Source organism: Sphingobium sp. L-44, assembly GCF_056859495.1.
This window is the reverse complement of record NZ_JBSXOQ010000036.1, coordinates 1-18,697: the sequence shown is the minus strand read 5'-3', so window position 1 is coordinate 18,697 and position 18,697 is coordinate 1. Positions and strand designations below refer to the sequence as shown.

At 64.5% G+C, this 18,697-nt stretch carries 16 protein-coding genes; 9 read left to right on the top strand and 7 right to left on the bottom strand.

The features are described from left to right. The first annotated feature begins 10 nt into the window (after positions 1 to 10). Complete coding sequence (locus AC13EK_RS02550; RefSeq protein WP_069338611.1) at positions 11 to 847, top strand: LysR substrate-binding domain-containing protein; 837 nt, start codon at positions 11 to 13, stop codon at positions 845 to 847. A gap of 18 nt (positions 848 to 865) precedes the next feature. Here the strand turns inward: AC13EK_RS02550 and AC13EK_RS02545 are convergent, their stop codons facing one another. The 6 genes from AC13EK_RS02545 to AC13EK_RS02520 all read right to left on the bottom strand — a co-directional run bounded on the left by AC13EK_RS02545 (position 866) and on the right by AC13EK_RS02520 (position 6,451). After that, positions 866 to 1,810: an NAD(P)-dependent oxidoreductase gene (locus tag AC13EK_RS02545; RefSeq protein ID WP_069338610.1), complete on the bottom strand. Its 945-nt coding sequence runs from the start codon at positions 1,808 to 1,810 to the stop codon at positions 866 to 868. Positions 1,811 to 1,814: 4 nt separating this feature from the next. Further along, the gene (locus AC13EK_RS02540) at positions 1,815 to 2,990 is read right to left on the bottom strand and encodes an acyl-CoA dehydrogenase family protein (RefSeq protein ID WP_069338609.1); all 1,176 of its coding nucleotides are present in this window, start codon (positions 2,988 to 2,990) and stop codon (positions 1,815 to 1,817) included. A gap of 4 nt (positions 2,991 to 2,994) precedes the next feature. Continuing rightward, complete coding sequence (locus AC13EK_RS02535) at positions 2,995 to 3,969, bottom strand: ABC transporter substrate-binding protein (protein WP_277788241.1); 975 nt, start codon at positions 3,967 to 3,969, stop codon at positions 2,995 to 2,997. 1 nt (position 3,970) lies between these two features. Further along, on the bottom strand, positions 3,971 to 4,114 hold the full coding sequence (locus AC13EK_RS02530) for a hypothetical protein (RefSeq protein WP_170828772.1): 144 nt from the start codon (positions 4,112 to 4,114) through the stop codon (positions 3,971 to 3,973). A gap of 124 nt (positions 4,115 to 4,238) precedes the next feature. After that, entirely contained in the window at positions 4,239 to 5,516 is a 1,278-nt protein-coding gene (locus AC13EK_RS02525; protein ID WP_483022007.1) for a DUF2264 domain-containing protein, read from the bottom strand. Between the two features lie 2 nt (positions 5,517 to 5,518). Continuing rightward, positions 5,519 to 6,451: a DUF4861 family protein gene (locus AC13EK_RS02520; RefSeq protein WP_069338606.1), complete on the bottom strand. Its 933-nt coding sequence runs from the start codon at positions 6,449 to 6,451 to the stop codon at positions 5,519 to 5,521. A gap of 165 nt (positions 6,452 to 6,616) precedes the next feature. Between AC13EK_RS02520 and AC13EK_RS02515 the strand changes: the two genes are divergently transcribed. From AC13EK_RS02515 to AC13EK_RS02490, 6 genes are all read left to right on the top strand, one after another. After that, complete coding sequence (locus AC13EK_RS02515; protein ID WP_037520836.1) at positions 6,617 to 7,330, top strand: FadR/GntR family transcriptional regulator; 714 nt, start codon at positions 6,617 to 6,619, stop codon at positions 7,328 to 7,330. Between the two features lie 92 nt (positions 7,331 to 7,422). Continuing rightward, positions 7,423 to 10,284: a TonB-dependent receptor gene (locus tag AC13EK_RS02510; RefSeq protein WP_069338605.1), complete on the top strand. Its 2,862-nt coding sequence runs from the start codon at positions 7,423 to 7,425 to the stop codon at positions 10,282 to 10,284. A 62-nt stretch (positions 10,285 to 10,346) separates the two neighbouring features. Beyond that, positions 10,347 to 11,657: an MFS transporter gene (locus AC13EK_RS02505; RefSeq protein ID WP_069338604.1), complete on the top strand. Its 1,311-nt coding sequence runs from the start codon at positions 10,347 to 10,349 to the stop codon at positions 11,655 to 11,657. Next, positions 11,654 to 12,793, top strand: coding sequence for a glycoside hydrolase family 88/105 protein (locus tag AC13EK_RS02500; protein ID WP_069338603.1), 1,140 nt, complete (start codon positions 11,654 to 11,656; stop codon positions 12,791 to 12,793). The genes AC13EK_RS02505 and AC13EK_RS02500 overlap by 4 nt, the downstream gene beginning before the upstream one ends. A 20-nt stretch (positions 12,794 to 12,813) precedes the next feature. Next, positions 12,814 to 13,650 carry a 5-dehydro-4-deoxy-D-glucuronate isomerase gene (gene kduI / locus AC13EK_RS02495; RefSeq protein WP_069338602.1) on the top strand — a complete coding sequence of 279 codons (837 nt, stop codon included), beginning with the start codon at positions 12,814 to 12,816 and terminating at the stop codon, positions 13,648 to 13,650. A gap of 10 nt (positions 13,651 to 13,660) precedes the next feature. Beyond that, a complete protein-coding gene (locus AC13EK_RS02490; protein WP_069338601.1) occupies positions 13,661 to 16,894 on the top strand; it encodes a glycoside hydrolase family 2 TIM barrel-domain containing protein in 3,234 nt (1,077 codons plus the stop codon). On the opposite strand, the gene AC13EK_RS02485 is transcribed toward AC13EK_RS02490, so the two are convergent. Further along, entirely contained in the window at positions 16,783 to 17,301 is a 519-nt protein-coding gene (locus tag AC13EK_RS02485; RefSeq protein WP_234792497.1) for a hypothetical protein, read from the bottom strand. The genes AC13EK_RS02490 and AC13EK_RS02485 overlap by 112 nt on opposite strands. 11 nt (positions 17,302 to 17,312) lie before the next feature. On the opposite strand from AC13EK_RS02485, the gene AC13EK_RS02480 reads away from it, so the two are divergent. Continuing rightward, positions 17,313 to 17,741 carry a DUF2231 domain-containing protein gene (locus AC13EK_RS02480; protein WP_069338600.1) on the top strand — a complete coding sequence of 143 codons (429 nt, stop codon included), beginning with the start codon at positions 17,313 to 17,315 and terminating at the stop codon, positions 17,739 to 17,741. Then, positions 17,738 to 18,697: PQQ-dependent sugar dehydrogenase (locus AC13EK_RS02475; RefSeq protein ID WP_483022006.1), on the top strand; the 960-nt coding region annotated here is incomplete at its 3' end. The genes AC13EK_RS02480 and AC13EK_RS02475, both read left to right, overlap by 4 nt.

The following is an 18,697-nucleotide window of genomic DNA, read 5'->3' as shown; positions in this document are numbered from 1 at the left end:
AGGATATGCCGTGCCGGTCAATTTGCCGACCAATCTCCTGCGCAGCTTTGTCGCGATCGTCGACACCGGGTCGATGCTCAATGCGTCGGAACAGGTGTTCGTCACCCAATCCGCCCTCAGCCTGCAGATCAAGCGGCTGGAGGAACTGGTCCAGCAGTCGCTGTTCCTGCGCGAAGGCCGCCGCCTGCACCTGACCTCGGCGGGCGAGGTGCTGCTCGACTATGCGCGCCGCGTGCTGAGCCTGCATGACGAGGCGGTGGCGGCGGTCAGCGCCGGACGCTTTGCCGGCCCGGCGCGGATCGGCATGGTCCAGGATTTCGCCGACAGCCTGCTTTCGGGCCTGCTCTCCCGCTTTGCCGAGCTGCACCCGGATGCGCAAATCTATGCGCGGGTGGCGGGCACGGCGGAGTTGCAGGCGCTGCTCGACCGGCGCGAACTGGACATATTGCTGGGCTTTGCCGCGCCCAATGATGGCAGCGCGGTCACGGTGGCGCCGATGAGCTGGTATGGCACGGCCGAACTGGTCGAGCGCGACACGATCCCGCTGGCGGTGCTGGAGGAACCGTGCCGTTTCCGCGAGGCGGCGATCCGCGCGCTGGAGGATATGGGGCTGCAATGGCGGATCGCGGTCGAGACCCCCAACCTCGCCACGCTGCGCGCGGCAGTGGCCGCGGGGCTGGGCATCACCGCGCGTACCCATTTGTTCCAGGATGACATGACGGTGCTGGAGCATGAGCGGCTGCCTACCCTGCCCCGCGTCGCCGCAATCCTGCGCACCAGCGACAAGCTGGACCGCGCCGCCCATCGACTGGCGGAACTGGCGCGCGAAACGGTGACCGGACTTTAGTGCCCGGTCATCCAGACGTCAGTAACCGCGCGCCGGATCGACGATGTCGGACGGCGCCTCGCCCCGGACGAAGCGGGTCAGATCGTCCTGGATCTTTTCCAGCAGGCGATGGCGTACCAGTTGGTAATTGCTGGAAATATGCGGGGTCAGCCGCACTCTGGGATGGGTGTAGAGGACATGCCCCTCCGGCAGCGGTTCGGGATCGGTAACGTCCAGCGTCGCAAAGCCGAGCCGGCCATCATCCAGCGCCCGCACCAGAGCCGCCTGATCGACCACCGATCCGCGCGCGACATTGATGAGATGCGCGCCCGGCCGCACCCGCGCCAGCAGCGCATCATCGACCAGATGGCGGGTCTGGGCGGTGGCCGGCACGGCGAGCAGGATATGATCCGCCTCCTCCACCAAAGTCCCGACATCGCCGACCAGTTGCACGCCCGCCACGCTGGGCTGCGCGCCGGATCGCCGCACGCCGATTACTTGCGCGCCCAGCGCCAGGCCGCGCCGCGCCACCGCCGCGCCGATCGCGCCCATGCCAATGATGCCGATGGTCGTTCCCGATACCCGGCCCAGCTGCGCCGGTCCCCATTGCGCCCGCGAACGGACAGTGACGGCATCGAGATTCTTGGCATGGGCATAAATGGCGGCGATCGCATAATCGGCGATCTCCTCCGACGCGACACCCCGGCCACAGGTGACGAGCGGTGCGTCGAGCAGCCAGTCGGGATAGAAATCGACCCCCACCGACGCGCTGTAGACCCATTTCAGGCGCCCCGGCCAGGGTGCGGGCCGGCGCACCTCCGGCGCGCGCCAGGCCGGCGACGGGCGGATCAGCAATATGTCGGCCTCGTCGGCGGCGCTCCAGGGCGCGTCCTCGGCAACGTCGATCAGCACGGGAGCGGACGGGTGGCGGGAGAGGCTCCGGTTGAAATCCGGCTCCATCTGGCTGGCGATGATCAGGGACATGGGCTCAATTCCCCAGCGCCGCGCGACCGGCGGCAATCAGGATGGTGTCGGTCTGCGGCGAATGGATACGGCTGCACAGCACGTCGCGATAATGGCGCTCCAGCGGATTATGGCGGCTGATGCCGGGGTTGCCGGTCAGCTCCAGCCCGATCTCGACCGCGCGGATGGCGTTGGCGGTGGCGACATATTTGATCGCATTGGCCTCGACCGCCGGCGGCGGATCGCCGGCATCGATCCGCGCCGCCGCGTCGCGCACCAGCGTGCGGTTGACCTGCAACAGCGCCTCGATCTCGCCGAACTTCTCCTGCACGCGCGGCAGGGTGGCGAGCGATGCGCCCAGATTGCTCGGCACCCGATCATTGAGATAGCCACGCAGCCAGTCGCGCGCGGCGCGCGCCACCCCGTCATAGATGACCGAGATGGAGAGCGCATTCCACAGCGTCTGGACCGGATCGGGCGCGCCCCATTCCTCCGGCCGGCGAATGTCGACCGCATGGTCGGCCGGCGTCGGCGTATCGGTGAAATGAACGGCATGGCTGACCGTCGCGCGCATCCCCAGATGATCCCAGGCCGGCTCGATCTCCACCCCCGGACTGCCGGCCCGGACGAGGAAATTGCCGACGCGTGGAGCATCCTCGTCGGTCTTCGCCCAGACCGAATACCAGTCGAGGCCAGTCGATCCGGTCGAGTAGATCTTCGTGCCGCTGATCGCCCAGCCATGGGCCGTGCGCCGGGCGATCGTGGCAGGCAGGCCACCGCGCACGGGCGTGCCCAGTTCCGGCTCGACCCGCAGCCCGCCGATCAGGCCCCGGCCCGCCACCGCATCGCGCGCCAGCGTCTCGTAGACGTCCGCCGGCCAGCCGCGCGCCCGGTTGGGCGTGGCATGATAATGATAGGTCATGAACAGGATCAGCGCGGTCGAGGGATCGCCCTTCGCCACCGCCGCCAGCACCCGCAGCGCTTCGGAAACCGACGCGCCCCGCCCGCCATGCGCGCGTGGCACGGTCAGCGCGATCAGCCCTTGCTGCGCCAATATGTCGAAATTGGCGCGGGGAAATTCGGCGCTGCGGTCATATTGCTCCGCATTGGCCGCCAGCAACCGGGTCAGCCGGTCGAGCTGGTCGGCGGGCACCGGCCCTTCGGGCGGCTGCGGCCGCACGGAAATTGCCTGGGTGGCCATGATATCAGCCTCTCTTGGGAATGGCGTCGTTGAAGCGGGCATCCCACAACGGGCGGACATCCACCCGCTTGGGAACCAGCCCGGCCTTGAAGAAGACATCAGCGACCTGCTGCTGCGATCCGATCGCCTGGGGCGTGACCGGGCGCAGCTCATAGGTCGCGCTCTTGCGACGGAACTGGTCGAGCACATAGTCGCGCGGCACGCCGATATCCTGGGCGACGATGCCGGCCCATTCGTCCTGATGTGCCGCCGCCCAGCCAAAGCCCTGTTGCACCAGCGCCAGATATTCGCGGATGATCGCCGCCTTGTCGGGATCGGCCAGCGCATCGACATGGGCGGAGACGAGATAGTTGCCTGACAGGATACCATAAGCGGTGCGCAAGATCCGCGCACCCTCTGTCGCGATCGCCCGCTGGATCGGGAAGCCATAGATCGCCCAGGCATCCAGCGCCCCTTGCGAGAAGGCCGCCGCGCCATCGGACACGCCCATCGCGACCGGAGTGATGTCGTCCCAGCTCAGGCCGACTTCTTCCAGCATCCGGATCAGGAAATATTGGGCGGTGGTGGCGCGGACATAGCCGACGCGCTTGCCCTTGAGGTCGGCGATGGAGCGCGCCCTCGATCCCTTCGGCACCAGCACGACCTGGTTATTGACGTCGCCATGGGCGACCGCGATCTGGCGGAAGCTCTGGATGGTCGAAGCGGCGGCGAAGATCGGCGGGATTTCGCTCATCCCGCCATAATCGAGCGATCCGCCATTGAGCGCCTCGACCACGAGATGGCCGGACTGGAACTCGCTATAAACGAGGTCGAAGCCGCTTGGCTGGATGCCCGCCGCCTTGAACAGCAGCCGCGTGTCCCCGTCGCCCTTGCCGGTGATCGACACCCGCAGTTTCGGCCGGCCCTTGCCAGCGGTGCCGCAGGCGGTGAGCAGCAGGCTACCCGCCGCCGCGCCCAGCAGATTGCGTCTGGACAACATCTCAGCGACCGCCGGCCGTTTCCCGTCCGCGCGCGGCGCTATCGTCGCGTTCGAACAGGATCACCGTGGCATCGCGCAGCAATTCGCGCCGGGCCGCCGCCCTGAACCGGGCCAGCCTATCCGTCCACTGCTGCGTCCACGCCATGATATCCAAGTCCTCGTCTGATATGAGAGGACTTTATCTGCCAATTAAGTAGAAATATGTCTGTCAAGCTTTGCTGGGCCGCTTATTAGAAAGACTTGACCTTCGCAGGGCGACGCCGGCCGCCTCAATTGGCGATATAATAGTCCTTCGGGAAATCCTGCCCGGCATAGGCCTTGCGCATGGTCCAGGGCTGGGCCGGCGCGGTCCAGTAGCTGTCGGAGGCAGGCAGGCCGAGCGCCAGCAGGCTTTCCGAAGTGATATACATGCTGCCGGCGTTGGAATAGACGTCGCCAAGGCTCGGCTGATGCCGGGCAAAGCCGATCGTCAGGAAGCCATCGGCATCGAAATTGCTGGGATTCGCAAAAATGCGGCGCTGCGTCGCCATGGTCGCCGCGCGCACCTGGCCCTCGGGCAGCTTGGCATGGAGCAGCTTGCGCCAGGCAAGATAGGCGAGCGGCTGGTGAACGGCAGTGCGATAGGTGAGCGAACGGCCGACCGGCGGGAAGGCGCCGTCCGGGCCGATCATCCGCTCCAGCGCCTCACCGAAGCGCTGCATCCGCTGGATCTGGATGGCGAGCCGTTCCTTGGGATCGAGCGCGTTGAAGCGCGCATTGCAGCGGACCAGCACGTCCCAAATCTGGGTCAGCATCGGGTGGATGACATAGCTGTTATACATGTCGAAATGGAAATGCTCGCCATCGGCATACCAGCCATCGCCGACATACCATTCGCTGAATTTGCGCAGCGCCAGGTCGACCCGGATCGGATCCCATTGCGCCCCAACCGACAGCAGGAACACCTCGTTCATCGCCGCAAACAGCAGCCAGTTGGTGTAAGGCGGCGCGACCCGGCGCAGCCCCTGTATTTCCTTGATGATCCGGTCCTTGGTTGTCCGGTCGAGCGGCTCCCACAATGCCTGCGGCGCGCGCAGCAGGGCGCTGGTGAAATAGGCGGAATCGACCAGCGGCTGTCCCTCCGCCTGCCAGAGCAGATAGTCGGGACTCTTGGGATCGACGCTATGTATATAGCTCGCCAGCGCCTGATCGCGCAGCCGGGCGCGCAGTCGCCCTTCGGCGCCATCGGTATCGGGCAGGGCAAGCCAGGGCGCGATGCCGTCGATCAGCCGACCAAAGGCTTCCAGAAAGGCGACCTTGGGATTGCGGCCATCCCAGGTCGGGCTGAGTTCGGGCTTCCATTGCGCCTGCAACTGCCCCCTGGCCATGCGCGACAGCACGGGGCTGGCCATGCGTTCGAGCAGCGCCAGGGCATAGCTGCGGTCGTCCGCATCGCCGGCGACGGGCGCGGCCTCCCCGGCTTTAGCAAGCGAGGGCATGGCGGCGAAAGCGGCAGTGCCGGTCGCCATGCCAGTCAGGATCGCGCGACGGTCGATATGGCTGGTCATGATCAATCCTTGGGCGGGGTGAAGTCGAGGGACTGGCCGGCGACATAGGCATCCCAGGCGGCACGGGTGGAAAAGCCACCCTCCCCCTTGTTCCAGGCACTACCGGAATAATAGACGAAGGGCTGGCCCGGCTTGACCGTCAGCAGAATGAGCTGATTGTCGGCATCCGCGCGGATATCGGCGATCTGCGCCGGATCGACCCGGAGCGCCAGCGCCATGCGGCCATGCGCGCCATCTTCCGGGCCCCACCAGCTGATCAGCCCGCGGGCACGATCGACGGTCAGGTCGCCCGCCCCCTGTCCCGTGGTGCGCTTGCCGATGCCGATGCCGACCGTCAGCGGCGTCGCCTTGTCCGATCCTATGGTCGAGACCAGCCGGGTAAAATGGGTACCGAGCGGAAGGGTGAAACGCCGCGTTTCCCATACCTTGCGATCGACATCGACTGGCCAGGGCGCATAATCGACGCTGAAGTCGGCGACCTGTCCGCCCGATTTCAGGATATGGGCACGGACATAGTTGCGCGAGGTCCACAGCTTGTTGTCATGCCAGATGCCAAGGCCGCCCGCGCCGCGCGTGGTGCCGACATTGTAGAAGTCCAGCCCCTCGCCATGATAGCCATGCTGGTCGCCGCTGCGTAGCTGGCGATCGGCGAAGGGCCAGGCGACATTCTTGCCCCAACTGTCGATCCCCGATCCCGATGGCGGCTCGGCCGCCTCCAGCGCATGGCCATAGATGCGATGGGCGGTCTTGTCATTTTCCCACAGCAGGTCGTCATAGCGATAGGATGCAACCAGTGCGACGGCGGCCGCCACCTGGCTGGGCGGTGGCGGCAGGCGTTTCTCGACCGGCAGACGATCGCCCGCCCCATCGCCCTGCGCCAGGGCCGCGCCGACGCAAAGACCGATCGCCACCAATCCGATCGACAGATAGGGCATCCGGATCCGGCGTGACGATGCTGTTGGCTGGGGGCGGTTCACCACAGGCTCCTCTCGATTATTTGTATGATAAGCTGATAAATCATCGAATCAGACTTGCCAAGCCCTTGCTCACATTGCCGCAGGCTGGCAGGCTCGAAAAAGAATATTCACTGGAACGACATCATGGCTAAAGCCGCCTCACTCGCCGACATGCTCTACACCAAGCTGGAAGAGGACATATTGTCCGGCCGCATCCCGCCCGGATCGCGCCTGCCCGCGCAAAAGGACATTGCCGAGCAGGAAAATGTCAGCCGCACCGTGGTCCGCGAAGCGGTCGCCCGGCTGGAGGCACAGGGCTTTGCCGTCGCCCGCCAGGGATCGGGCGTGTTCGTGTCGGATGCCGCACGCTACCGCGCCTTTCAGGTCACCAAGGATGAATTGTCCGAGCTATCGGACGTGATCAAATTGCTGGAAATGCGCCTGGCGATCGAGACCGAAATGGCCGGCCTTGCGGCTGCCCGTCGCACGAACGAAGATATTTCGGCGATGCGCGACGCGCTACGCCGCATCCGCGAGGCTGAGGATCCGGCCGTCGCCGCCACAGCCGACAGCCAGTTCCACATGGCGATCGCCCGCGCGACCCGGAATGACTATTACGCCCGCTTCGTCGAATTTCTGGGCGTCCGCCTGGTGCCACCAAGCAGCCTCTACCTCAAATATCAGCCGGAAAGATCGCACGACGCCTACACCCACAAGGTCAGCGACGAGCATGACGCGGTGCTTGACGCCATCGTCCGCATGGACATCGAAAAGGCGCGCCATGCCGCCCGCCATCACATGCAGGAAAGCCTTTTGCGCCATTCCGAGCTCAACGATCTGATCAGCCGGGACGAATGATCGGCTGACTAAAGTCTGACAATTGACATCCCCCTCAAAGTTGTATGATAACCTGATCAACACGATCAGAGTCGTGATGAGGGAGGATGGATATGAACAAGGCGTTTCCGTGCGTCGCAATGTCGGTGAGCATGCTGGCCATGATTGCGGCCTCGGCCCCCGCACTGGCCCAGGCAGAACCCCAGCCAACACCCCAGACCGATGCAGCACAGGGCGAAGCCACGACTGCCGACATCGTCGTCACCGGCTTTCGCGGCAGCCTGCAAAAGGGGATCGAACTGAAGCGCGAAGCCGTGGGCGTGCGCGACTCCATCGTTGCCGAGGACATCGGCAAATTCCCGGAGGCCAATGTCGCGGACTCGCTGCAGCGCATTCCAGGCGTGTTCCTCAGCCGTGACGGCGCATCGAACGAGGGTCAGCGCATCAGCATCCGCGGCCTGGGATCGGAATTCACCGTCACCACCATCAACGGCGCGCCGGTGCGCACGACATCGTCACAGAATGTCGGCAGTTCGACCCGCGACTTCAATTATGACGTCTTCCCATCCGAATTGTTCGGTCGCGTCGATGTCTACAAGACCCCGCTTGCCAATCTGGAAGAAGGCGGCATAGGCGGCAATGTCGACCTGCAGACGCCCCGCCCCTTCGACAGCAAGGACCGGGTCATCCGCTATACCGCCCAGGCCAATTACAATACCCAGTCGAAGAAGTGGCAGCCGCGCGGATCGCTGCTGCTAAGCGACACATGGGGTGATTTCGGTGTGCTGCTGGGTGCGGCCTATGCCAAGAATGTCAATGAACGGTCCGGCTTCCAGTCGACCGGCGGTTATAATAGCTCCGTTATCGGTTCGCGTGCCTATGCCGGCCCGACCACGACCGGCGGCCCGTTCCAGTTCCAGCTCGACCTCGACAATCCGCTGGCCAATTATGGATCGCTGACCCGTGACCAGGTGGCCAATGCCTATATGCCGCGCTTCTACCGCGTCTTCACCTCGAACAATGAGCGCGAGCGGCTGGGCCTGGTCGGGTCACTGCAATATAAGTCGGATCGGCTGGAACTGAGCGCCGACGGCATCTTCTCGCAGCTCAAGGATCAGGCGGACGAGTTCACCTTTGGCGTCGCGGTGCGCAACTCCCGCACCGTGCCGGGGTCGACCAGCGCACCGGGCACCGGCACCAATTCGGGCCTGATCCCGCTCGACGTAAAGATCGACGAATATAATAATCTCTACGGCACGTTCGGGAACAGCAGCTTCATCAACGAGAATTTCTTCCGCAACGCCCGCACCCGCTTCAAATATGGCATCATCCGGGGCGTCTATGACTTCACCGACAATCTGAAATTGTCGGCCCAGGCCAATCTGAGCGAGAGCAACGCCCGCTACACCGCCAACCGGATCGTCAGCAACATCTATGGCGTGACCAGCACCTTCGACCCGACCGGCAACGTCACCTATCCGACCATCAGTTCGCCGGTCGATTTCACCGATCCGTCAAACTACACCACGCCGACACTGGGCTTCTCGCTCAACCGCGAGATCGATAAGCAGAAGACGGCGCGCGCCGTGCTCGACTGGTCGCTGCTGGACGATGGCGAACGCCGGTTCGCGCTCAAGATCGGCGGCAGCTATGTCAATACGGGCAAGCGCATCTCGACCCAGGACGGCAGCAGCATCGCGGCCGGCAAGCTGGTCGGCCTCGACGTCTTTTCCTACATGGATCCCTATATCCAATATGGCGCGATCCGCGACGGCGGCAATGCGGGCTATCCGTCCCAATTTGCGAGCTTCCCGCGCTCCTTCGTGATGGACTATCTCGATGCCAACGCGGCGAACGAGGCGGCCAACGTCAATCTCAACGCGGCCTTCAACGCCAAGGAAATCGTCAAGACCTTCTTCTTCGAGAGCAATTTCGCCCTGCCGCTGTTCGGCAAGGAACTGCGCGGCTATGCCGGCCTGCGCTATTCCGACACCCGCACCATCATCAACAATTATCAGAGCGCGGGCGCCGGCGTCTTCCTGCCGCAGCGGCGCGAGGGCGGCTATGAAAATTGGCTGCCATCGGCCAGCCTGGCCTATGACCTGACGTCCAATCTGCTGCTGCGTGCGTCAGCCGGCAAGACGATCACGCGTGCCGCGCTGACTGCCATTGCCGGCGGCACCATCGTGCCCAATGTCTTCAACCCCGACGTCACGGTCGGCAATCCCAATTTGCGGCCCCAGGTCGCGACCCAATATGACGCCGGCGTCGAATGGTATTTCGCCCCCGGCGCGCTGCTGAGCATCGGTGCCTTCAAGAAGGACATTACCGATCGCGCAACCGCGGTGCAGGACTTCGTCACCTTCGGTTCGCTCGGCCTGCCGTCGAGCGCGTTCAACACGACCTCACTGGGCTTCCCAGGCGGCACCATCCCGGATGATTTCCTGATCCGCCGTACCCAATATATCAATCAGGGCCAGTTGAAGCTGAAGGGGCTGGAATTTGCCTATCAGCAGAATTTCACCTTCCTGCCCAAGCCGTTCGACGGGCTTGGCTTTACCGGCAGCCTGACGCTGATCGACCAGAAGGGCGATGATTTCGTCACCACCGAAGGGACGCGCGTGCCGATCTCCTTCGTGCCGGAATATAGCTACAGCGCGACGCTCTTCTACGAAAAGGGCCCATTCGCGATCCGCGGTTCCTATAATTACCGCGCCAAGACCGGCATCACCTCGCAAAATACCGGCAACGACCAGATCCCCTATACCGCGCCGCAGGGCTTCCTCGACGGGACGATCAGCTACCGGTTCAGCGACGCGCTGGAGGTCCGTGTCGATGCGCTGAACATCACCAACGAGAATGTGTACATCTACTACCAGGATCCGGACGGACCGAAGGGCAATGGCCAGTCGCGGCGCGACAACAGCTTCTTCAACGGCACCACCATTTCGCTCGGCATTCGCGGCAAATTCTGACCCCTCCCCCCTTGGGCGCCGGGGACTGCACGCCCCGGCGCCCATCTTTTCGCGAGACGATCATGACCATGCCGCATCCCGCCCCGGATATCGTCGATGACGCCGTTGCCGGCGCCAGCGATAGGGCCAGCCGCTATCGCTGGCTGATCTGCGGCCTGCTGTTCGCGGCGACCGCGATCAACTATGTCGACCGGCAGATGATCGGCGTGCTCAAGCCCGTGCTGCAGGCCGAACTGGGCTGGCGCGAGAGCGACTATGCCAATATCGTCTTCTGGTTCCAGTGCGCCTATGCGCTGGGTTTCCTGGCGATGGGCCGCTTCATGGACCGGGTCGGCGCGCGGATCGGCTATGCCGCCGCCTTCACCTTCTGGACGCTCGCCCATGCCGCCCATGGCCTGGTCAGCGGCATCGCCCAGTTCATCGCCGTCCGCTTTGCCCTGGGCATTGGCGAGGCCGGCAATTTCCCGGCCGGCCTGAAGGTCGTGGCCGAATGGTTTCCCCAGAAAGAACGGGCGCTGGCGATCGGCCTGTTCAACGCCGGCGCCAATGTCGGCGCGATCGCCACGCCGCTGATCGTGCCCGCCATCACCATCGCCTATGGCTGGCGCGCCGCCTTCATCGTCACCGGCCTCGTCAGCCTGATCTGGGTGGCGGCCTGGCTGCTCCTCTATCGCCGGCCGGAGGATCATGCGCGCGTATCCCCTGGCGAACTCGCCTATATCCGCAGCGATCCGGTGCGCGCCAGCGCGCCCATCCCCTGGTCGCGCCTGTTCACCATTCGCCAGACCTGGGCCTATGCGCTGCCCAAATTCTGCATCGATCCGATCTGGTGGATGTTCCTCTTCTGGCTGCCCGATTTCCTCGGCAAACGCTATGGCCTCGACCTCAAGAGCTTCGGCCCGCCGCTGGTGGTCATCTATCTGATGTCGGACGCGGGTAGCGTGCTGGGCGGCTGGGCATCGTCGCGGCTGATCGCGCGCGGCTGGAGCGTGAATGCCGCGCGCAAGGCAACGTTGCTGGCGTGCGCGCTGGCGGTGCTGCCGGTGGTGACCGTCCAGTCGATCGACAATCTCTGGGCGGCGGTGCTGCTGATCGGTCTTGCGACCGCCGGACACCAGGCCTTTTCCGCCAATATCCTGACCTTGCCGTCCGACCTGTTCCCGCGCGCCGCCATCGGATCGGTGGTCGGCATCGGCGGCACGGCCGGCGCGATCGGTGGCATGCTGATCGCCCAGTTTGTCGGTTATGTGCTGGACATGACCGGCAGCTATGCCCTGATCTTCGCCGTCGCCGGCAGCGCCTATCTGGTGGCGCTGGCGCTGCTCCACATCATCAGTCCCCGTCTCTTGCCTACTGGAGAGCTTGCATCATGACCTTCCGCTCCTTCGCGCCGATCATGCTGGCCTGCGCCATCGCCGCGCCGGCCCATGCCGCCCAGCCAGCCCGCACGCCGATCGAGGCGGCGGTGAAGCTGGCCGACTGGCAATTGGCGCGGCTCGACGACCTGTCGCACATTCCCAGCGCCACCGACGAGACGCGCAAGACACGCGGTTGGGAACAGGCAGTGTTCTGGGTCGGCATGACCGCCCTCGCGGATGCCGGCGCGCCGCCCCGGATCAAGGAGGCGATCATGGCGATGGGCCAGCGCAATGGCTGGAAACCCGGCGACAATCTCTATTTCGCCGACGATCAGGCGATTGCGCAGGCCTATCTCTGGGCCGCTGCTCATGGCGCCGGCAAGGAGGCTCTGACGCCGACCCGCGCCGCGTTCGACGCGGTGGTCGACAAGCCGGCGGTCACCACCCTTGCCTTCGCCATCCCGCCACAGGGCTATGGCGCGACCGAATGCCTCAAGCGCTGGTGCTGGTGCGATGCGCTGTTCATGGCGCCGCCCGCCTTTGTCGAACTGTCGCGCCAGACCGGCGATGATCGCTATATGCGTTTTGCGATGAAGGAATTCTGGGCAACCACCGACTTCCTCTTCGACCCCGCCGAGCATCTCTATTATCGCGACAGCCGCTTCTTCGAGCGGCGCGACGACAAGGGGCGCAAGCAGTTCTGGAGCCGGGGCAATGGCTGGGTATTCGGCGGCATCGCCCGCGTCCTCCCGCTATTGGCCCAAGGCAGCCCCGACCGCAGCCGGATGGAAGCGCTGTTCAAGGAGATGGCGGCGAAGATCAAGACGCTGCAGAAGCCCGACGGCTATTGGGCGCCCTCGCTGCTGGCCCCGGAAAATGCGCCGCCCGAAACCAGCGGCACCGCCTTCTATACCTATGGCCTTGCCTGGGGGATCAAGGCCGGGCTGCTACCCCGCGCCGAATATGAGCCGGTGGTGCGCAAGGGCTGGTCCGCGCTGCAAAAGGCGATCCAGCCCGACGGCCGACTGGGCTGGGTCCAGCAGGTTGGCGACCGGCCCGACAAGGTAGCCGCCAGCGACACCCAATATTATGGCGTCGGCGCCTTCCTGATGGCGGCGACGGCGGTGGCCGCGCTCGACGTGCAACGCTGACGCGCGGGAGGACGAGCGGCATGTTCGAAAAAACCTATTACGCCACCCATCCCGCGATGATGGACGGCGCCAGCAATGAGGATCTGCGCGACCGGCATCTGGTATCCGGCCTGTTCCGCGCGGGTGAAATCACCCTCACCTACTCCCATGGCGAGCGGTTCATCATTGGCGGCGCGGTGCCGGGCGCCGGAACGCTGGACCTGCCATGCCAGAGCGAACCGGAAAGTGCGGCCGGCCATCCGCTGCTGGAACGGCGCGAGATGAGCGTCGTCAATATCGGCAAGGGCGACGGCACGGTCCGCGTCGATGGCATCGACCACAGGCTCGCTCGCTATGAGGCGCTCTATATCCCCATGGGGTCACAGGCGGTCAGCTTCAGCGGTGAAGGCGCGCGTTTCTATCTGCTCAGCGTCCCGGCTCATGCTGCCTTTCCGCTACGCAAATTGTCGCAGGCGGATAGCAACCCGATGCAGCGGGGCAGCCTGGAAACGTCCAACGAGCGAACCATCTATCAGTTGATCCTGCCCCATCTGTGCCAGAGCGCGTCGCTGTGCCTGGGCCTCACCCGGCTGGAGCCCGGTAGCGTCTGGAATACGATGCCGCCCCATGTCCATGAGCGGCGATCGGAAATCTATCTCTATTTCGATCTGGAAGAGGAAGATAGAATCTTCCACTATATGGGCCAGCCGGACGCATTGCGGCACATTGTAATGGAGAATGAGGACGTTGTGATCTCGCCGCCCTGGTCGGTGCATATGGGCGCGGGCACCCGCAACTACAGCTTTATCTGGGCGATGGCCGGCGAAAATCTCGATTATGAGGACATGGACGTCCTCGATATCTGCCAGTTGAAATAAGGGGATGGCAATGCACGGACGGATCTGGACCCTGGCGGCGGTCAGCACACTGGCGCTGGCGGGCGGCGCGCTGGCGCAGGGTGGCCCGCCGCAGGTGCAGCCCGTACAGGTCGATCCCGCCCGGCCCGACTGGGAAAATCCCGCCATCTTCGCAATCGGCAAGCTGCCCGCCCGCGCCACCGCCTTTCCGTTCGAGAGCCGGGACCGCGCGCTGGCCGGCCATCGCACCCAATCGGGCCGTTTCCTGTCGCTGAACGGGGAATGGAAGTTCGCCTTCTCACCCGATGCCGACACATTGCCGACCGGGTTCGAGCGGCCCGATTACGACGTGTCGAGCTGGAAATCGATCAAGGTGCCGGCCGACTGGCAGGCGGAGGGCTATGACCAGGCCCGCTACAATAATATCACCTACCCCTTCCCCGCCAACCGGCCGCTGATCCCCCATGCGACCAATCCGGTCGGTTCCTATCGTCGCGACATCGACCTGCCGGCGGGCTGGACCGAGCAGGATGTCGTGCTGCATATCGGGGCGGCGGGCTCGGCTTATTATGTCTGGGTCAACGGCCAGAAGGTCGGCTATTCCGAAGACAGCAAGCTGCCGTCGGAATTCGACGTCACCCGCTTCGTCCGTCCCGGCCGCAACAGCATCGCCATCCAGATATTCCGCTGGTCGGACGGCTCCTATCTGGAGGATCAGGATTTCTGGCGCGTGTCGGGCATCGAGCGCGAGGTGTTCCTGATGGCCGCGCCCAGAACGCGCATCCGCGACTTCTTCGCCCATGCCGGCTTCGACAATGTGACGGGCGCAGGCAAGCTGGCGGTCGATGTCGCGGTGACGCCGGGGGCGGCGACCAGCGCCCGCTATGTCCTGATGGACGGCGATCGCACCGTGATCGAAGGCCGCCAGCCCGTTGCGGCGGGCCAGGCCGAACGCGCCGTGACGCTGACCGGCCTGGTCGACAAGGTGAAGCCATGGACCGCCGAGACGCCCAATCTCTACATGCTGCTGGTCGAACTCTATGATGCGCAGGGGCGGATCATCCAGTCCAGCTATGCCCGGATCGGCTTCCGCACCGTCGCGATGCAGAATGGCGTCGTCACGGTGAACGGCAAGCCGATCACCATTCGCGGCGTCAACCGCCACGAACATGATCCCGAAACCTTCCACGTCATCTCGCTGGAATCGATGGAGCGCGACATCCAGCTGATGAAGCGCAACAATATCAATGCGATCCGTACCTCGCATTACCCCAATGATCCGCGCCTCTACGAGCTTGCCGATCGCTATGGCCTCTATGTCATGGACGAGGCGAATATCGAGAGCCACGCCTATATGGATTATGCCAACAAGCATGGCGAACGGCGCGCCGAATTCCAGATCGGCTTCGACCCGGCCTGGAAGGACGCCCATGTCAGCCGCGTCGCCAACATGGTGGAGCGCGACAAGAACCATCCCTCGATCCTCTTCTGGTCGCTGGGCAATGAAGCCGGGGTAGGCCCTAATTTCGCCGCCGCCGCGGCTGCCGCCAAGGCGCGCGATCCCGATCGACTGATCAGCTATCTGGGCTGGGGCACATGGGACGGGATCGGCGATCACCGCCCCAATGACTATGCCGACATCTATGCACCCATGTATGATCCGGTCGCCAAGCTGGTCGACTATGCCACCAACTGGAATTTCCGGCAGCCGATGATCCAGTGCGAATATGCCCATATGATGGGCAATTCGGGCGGCAATCTGAAGGATTATTGGGACGCGATCTACGCCCATCCCGACAAGTTGCAGGGCGGCTTCATCTGGGACTGGGTCGACCAGTCCATGTATCGCTACACCAGGGATGGGCGGCGCTATTGGGGCGATGGCGGCGAATATGGCCCCAATCCGGGTGGCGACATCGAATTTGGCGACGGCCTGCTCCAGTCCGACCGCACTCCCAATCCCGCCCTCTACGAACTGCGCAAGGTCTATGCGCCGGTCCAGTTCGACGGCTTCGATCCGGCGAGCGGCCGCCTGACCGTCCGCAACCGGCATGATTTCATCGACCTGTCGGGCTTCAGCTTCGACTGGGCACTGCTGGAGGATGGCGTGGAGGTTGCGCGTGGGTCGCTCGCCGCGCCCAATGTTCCCGCCCATGGCGCGGCTGCAATGACGCTGCCGATCGCAACCATGCCGCGCCGGGCCGGGTCGGAATATTTCGTGACGATCAGCGCCCGAGCCAAAGCCGGCTCAATCCCCGCCGTGGAAGCCAATGCGCTGGTCGGGTGGGAACAGTTTGCCCTGCAACAGGACACACCTGCCCTGCCCGCCGCCGCCAGCGGCTCCGTTGCTATCAGCGACAAGGGCGGCGCGATCAGCCTCAACGCCGGTGACGCAGCGCTGGTGATCGACCGGGCGAGCGGCCTGGTCCGTTCCTACAGCAAGGGCGGCCGGATGCTGGCGCAGGGTGGCGCGCCGCATTTCTGGCGCGCAGTGACCGACAATGACCTTGGCATCGGCACCGACAAGCAGTTCGCGATCTGGAAAGGGATGAGCGAGCAGCGCAAGGTCAGCGCGATCCGCCTGATGCCCCAGACCGACGGCAGCCGCGCCGTCGAGGTCGACTATCAACTGGGCGATGGCGCGGCCAGCTTCACCAGCATCTACCGCATGGCCGGCGATGGTGCGGTGGCCGTCTCCGGCAGTTTCACCCCCGTCAAACCCGACCTGCCGCCACCCTTCCGCATCGGGCTGGCCTTCAGCCTTCCCTCCGATCTCGATACGGTCGAATGGTATGGCCGCGGCCCACATGAAAGCTATGTCGATCGCAAGACGTCGGCACCGATCGGCCTGTGGCGCGGCGCGCTGGCGGACCAGAATCACGATTATATCCGGCCGCAGGAGACCGGCAACAAGGTCGATGTCCGCTGGATGGAACTGTCCGGTGGCAGCGCGGGCCTGCGCGTGCAGGGCGACCAACCGATGATGATGAACGCCCTCGCCTTCCCCTATGCCGATCTCGACCGGCACAAGCCGGGCACATGGAAATCGTCGGACATCCGGCCGCGCGACCAGGGCACGCTGCTGATCGACGCGGCGCAATGGGGCGTGGGCGGCGACACCCAGTGGAGCGAGTTCGGCAAGCCCATGGCCGCCTATCGCACCACCAGCGCACCGACGCGCTTCAGCTTCCGCCTGAGCCCCTTCGCCGGCACGGGCACCACGCCCGGCAAGGCGAAGCCGGCGCGCGCGACGGAAATTGAGTGATAGAGGCTGGCGACCTCCCATCCAGTTGACGGCGAAAATTGTGAAGTGCGTGATTGATGCAGGCGCACTCCTACATCGAACAAAATCGCAGTGCTGGAGTGAGTGACAAACACGGATAGGATCGCCATCTCGCGCACCTGCCGCGCTTCGGCGCCGAAGACATGGAGGGCCGACTGCTGCGCATTGCAGGCGCCAAGGCCGAGCAGTAAAATGGTCCAGAGCCATGGATTGCGCATTGCGCCCGCGTCACCCCTTTCGCGCCGCATCCGGTGTGCAGCGTCTTTCGTGCCAACACGCGAAGCGGCATCAGGTTCAAACATTTCTGTTTCGTAACAAGTGGATGAATTGCCGGTGTCGGCGAAACCAAAAGCCATCCGGCGCATTGGCGAGGGATCATTCTTCGACAAGGAGACATGTCTTGCCCAGCGCCCGGCCGCGCACCCGGCCCTTGCTCCATCCGCTTCACGGCCTGCTGCTCGCCTGGCCGGTTGCCCTGTTTCCCGCTGCCCTGCTGTCGGACATCACCTATCTCAACAGCGCGGAAATCCAGTGGAGCAATTTTTCGGCCTGGCTGATCACCGGCGCACTGATTGGCGGCGGCCTGGTACTGCTATGGGCCTTGATCGCGCTGGCGCGCGCCAAAGGACCGGCACGTCGGCAGCATGGCCTTTATCTGCTGCTGTTGGCGCTGATGTGGGCCTGCGGGCTCATAAACGCCTTCCAGCATAGCCGCGACGGCTGGAGTTCGGTCGGGACCATTGGCCTTATCCTCTCCATCCTCAGCAGCCTGGCTGCCCTTTCCGCGGGCTGGACGGCCTTCGCGGGTTATCGGGAGGTTCGGCCATGACCGTGCGTGCCCTCATCCTGGGCGCCAGTCTCCTGGCCCTTGCCGCCTGCGGGCGCAGCCAGCCTGGCCTTGACCAGACCGGTGCGCAGCCGGACCTGCCCGATCAGCGCCAGACATTGCTGCCGCCGATGAAAATCGCGACGCCCGCTGGCTGGGGGAATGAGAAGCCGTCGGCGCCGGCCGGCTTTAGCGTGACGGCCTTTGCCACGGGGCTCGCCATTCCCCGCCAGATGCTGGTGCTGCCCAATGGCGACATCCTGGTGGCGGAAGGGTCGGGCGGTTCGGCCCCTGCCCTGAGGCCCAAGGATGTCATCGCGACCCAGATCAAGGCCATGGGGAAGACCTCGGTCAAGGGTGGCAATCGCGTCACCCTGCTGCGCGATGCCGATGGCGATGGCCGCGCCGAATTGCGCAGTGCGCTCATCACCGGATTGAATGCGCCCTATGGCCTCGCCCTGGTCGAGGGCCAGCTCTATGTCGCGACACAGGACGCGCTGCTGCGCTTTCCCTATCGCGAGGGCGAGACGCGCATCACCATACCGGGCGTCGAGGTGACCAGCTTGCCCTCGCGCATCAATCATCACTGGACCAAGTCGCTGGCAGCTGGCCCGGACGGATCGAAACTCTATGTCGGTATCGGCTCCAACAGCAATGTCGGCGAACGCGGCATGGCGGTGGAGGAAGATCGTGCCGTCATCTGGGAGGTCGATCGCCAGTCCGGCATGCATCGCACCTATGCCTCGGGCATCCGCAATCCGACAGCACTTGCCGTTGAGCCGCAGACGCGCCGGCTCTGGGCCGTGGTGAACGAACGCGATGAGCTCGGACCGCAACTGGTGCCCGATTATATGACTTCGGTTCGTCCCGGGGCCTTTTATGGCTGGCCCTACAGCTATTGGGGACAGAATGTCGATCCGCGGGTGCGTCCGCAGCAGCCCGATATGGTGCGACGCGCG

Bases quoted from the DNA above. Each gene is read 5' to 3' on its own strand.
- AC13EK_RS02530 (WP_170828772.1), bottom strand. From the start codon at position 4,114: ATGGCGTGGACGCAGCAGTGGACGGATAGGCTGGCCCGGTTCAGGGCG.
- AC13EK_RS02515 (WP_037520836.1), top strand. From the start codon at position 6,617: ATGGCTAAAGCCGCCTCACTCGCCGACATGCTCTACACCAAGCTGGAA.
- AC13EK_RS02525 (WP_483022007.1), bottom strand. From the start codon at position 5,516: ATGACCAGCCATATCGACCGTCGCGCGATCCTGACTGGCATGGCGACC.
- AC13EK_RS02535 (WP_277788241.1), bottom strand. From the start codon at position 3,969: ATGTTGTCCAGACGCAATCTGCTGGGCGCGGCGGCGGGTAGCCTGCTG.
- AC13EK_RS02490 (WP_069338601.1), top strand. From the start codon at position 13,661: ATGCACGGACGGATCTGGACCCTGGCGGCGGTCAGCACACTGGCGCTG.
- AC13EK_RS02545 (WP_069338610.1), bottom strand. From the start codon at position 1,810: ATGTCCCTGATCATCGCCAGCCAGATGGAGCCGGATTTCAACCGGAGC.
- AC13EK_RS02510 (WP_069338605.1), top strand. From the start codon at position 7,423: ATGAACAAGGCGTTTCCGTGCGTCGCAATGTCGGTGAGCATGCTGGCC.
- AC13EK_RS02540 (WP_069338609.1), bottom strand. From the start codon at position 2,990: ATGGCCACCCAGGCAATTTCCGTGCGGCCGCAGCCGCCCGAAGGGCCG.
- AC13EK_RS02520 (WP_069338606.1), bottom strand. From the start codon at position 6,451: ATGCCCTATCTGTCGATCGGATTGGTGGCGATCGGTCTTTGCGTCGGC.
- AC13EK_RS02505 (WP_069338604.1), top strand. From the start codon at position 10,347: ATGACCATGCCGCATCCCGCCCCGGATATCGTCGATGACGCCGTTGCC.
- kduI (WP_069338602.1), top strand. From the start codon at position 12,814: ATGTTCGAAAAAACCTATTACGCCACCCATCCCGCGATGATGGACGGC.
- AC13EK_RS02500 (WP_069338603.1), top strand. From the start codon at position 11,654: ATGACCTTCCGCTCCTTCGCGCCGATCATGCTGGCCTGCGCCATCGCC.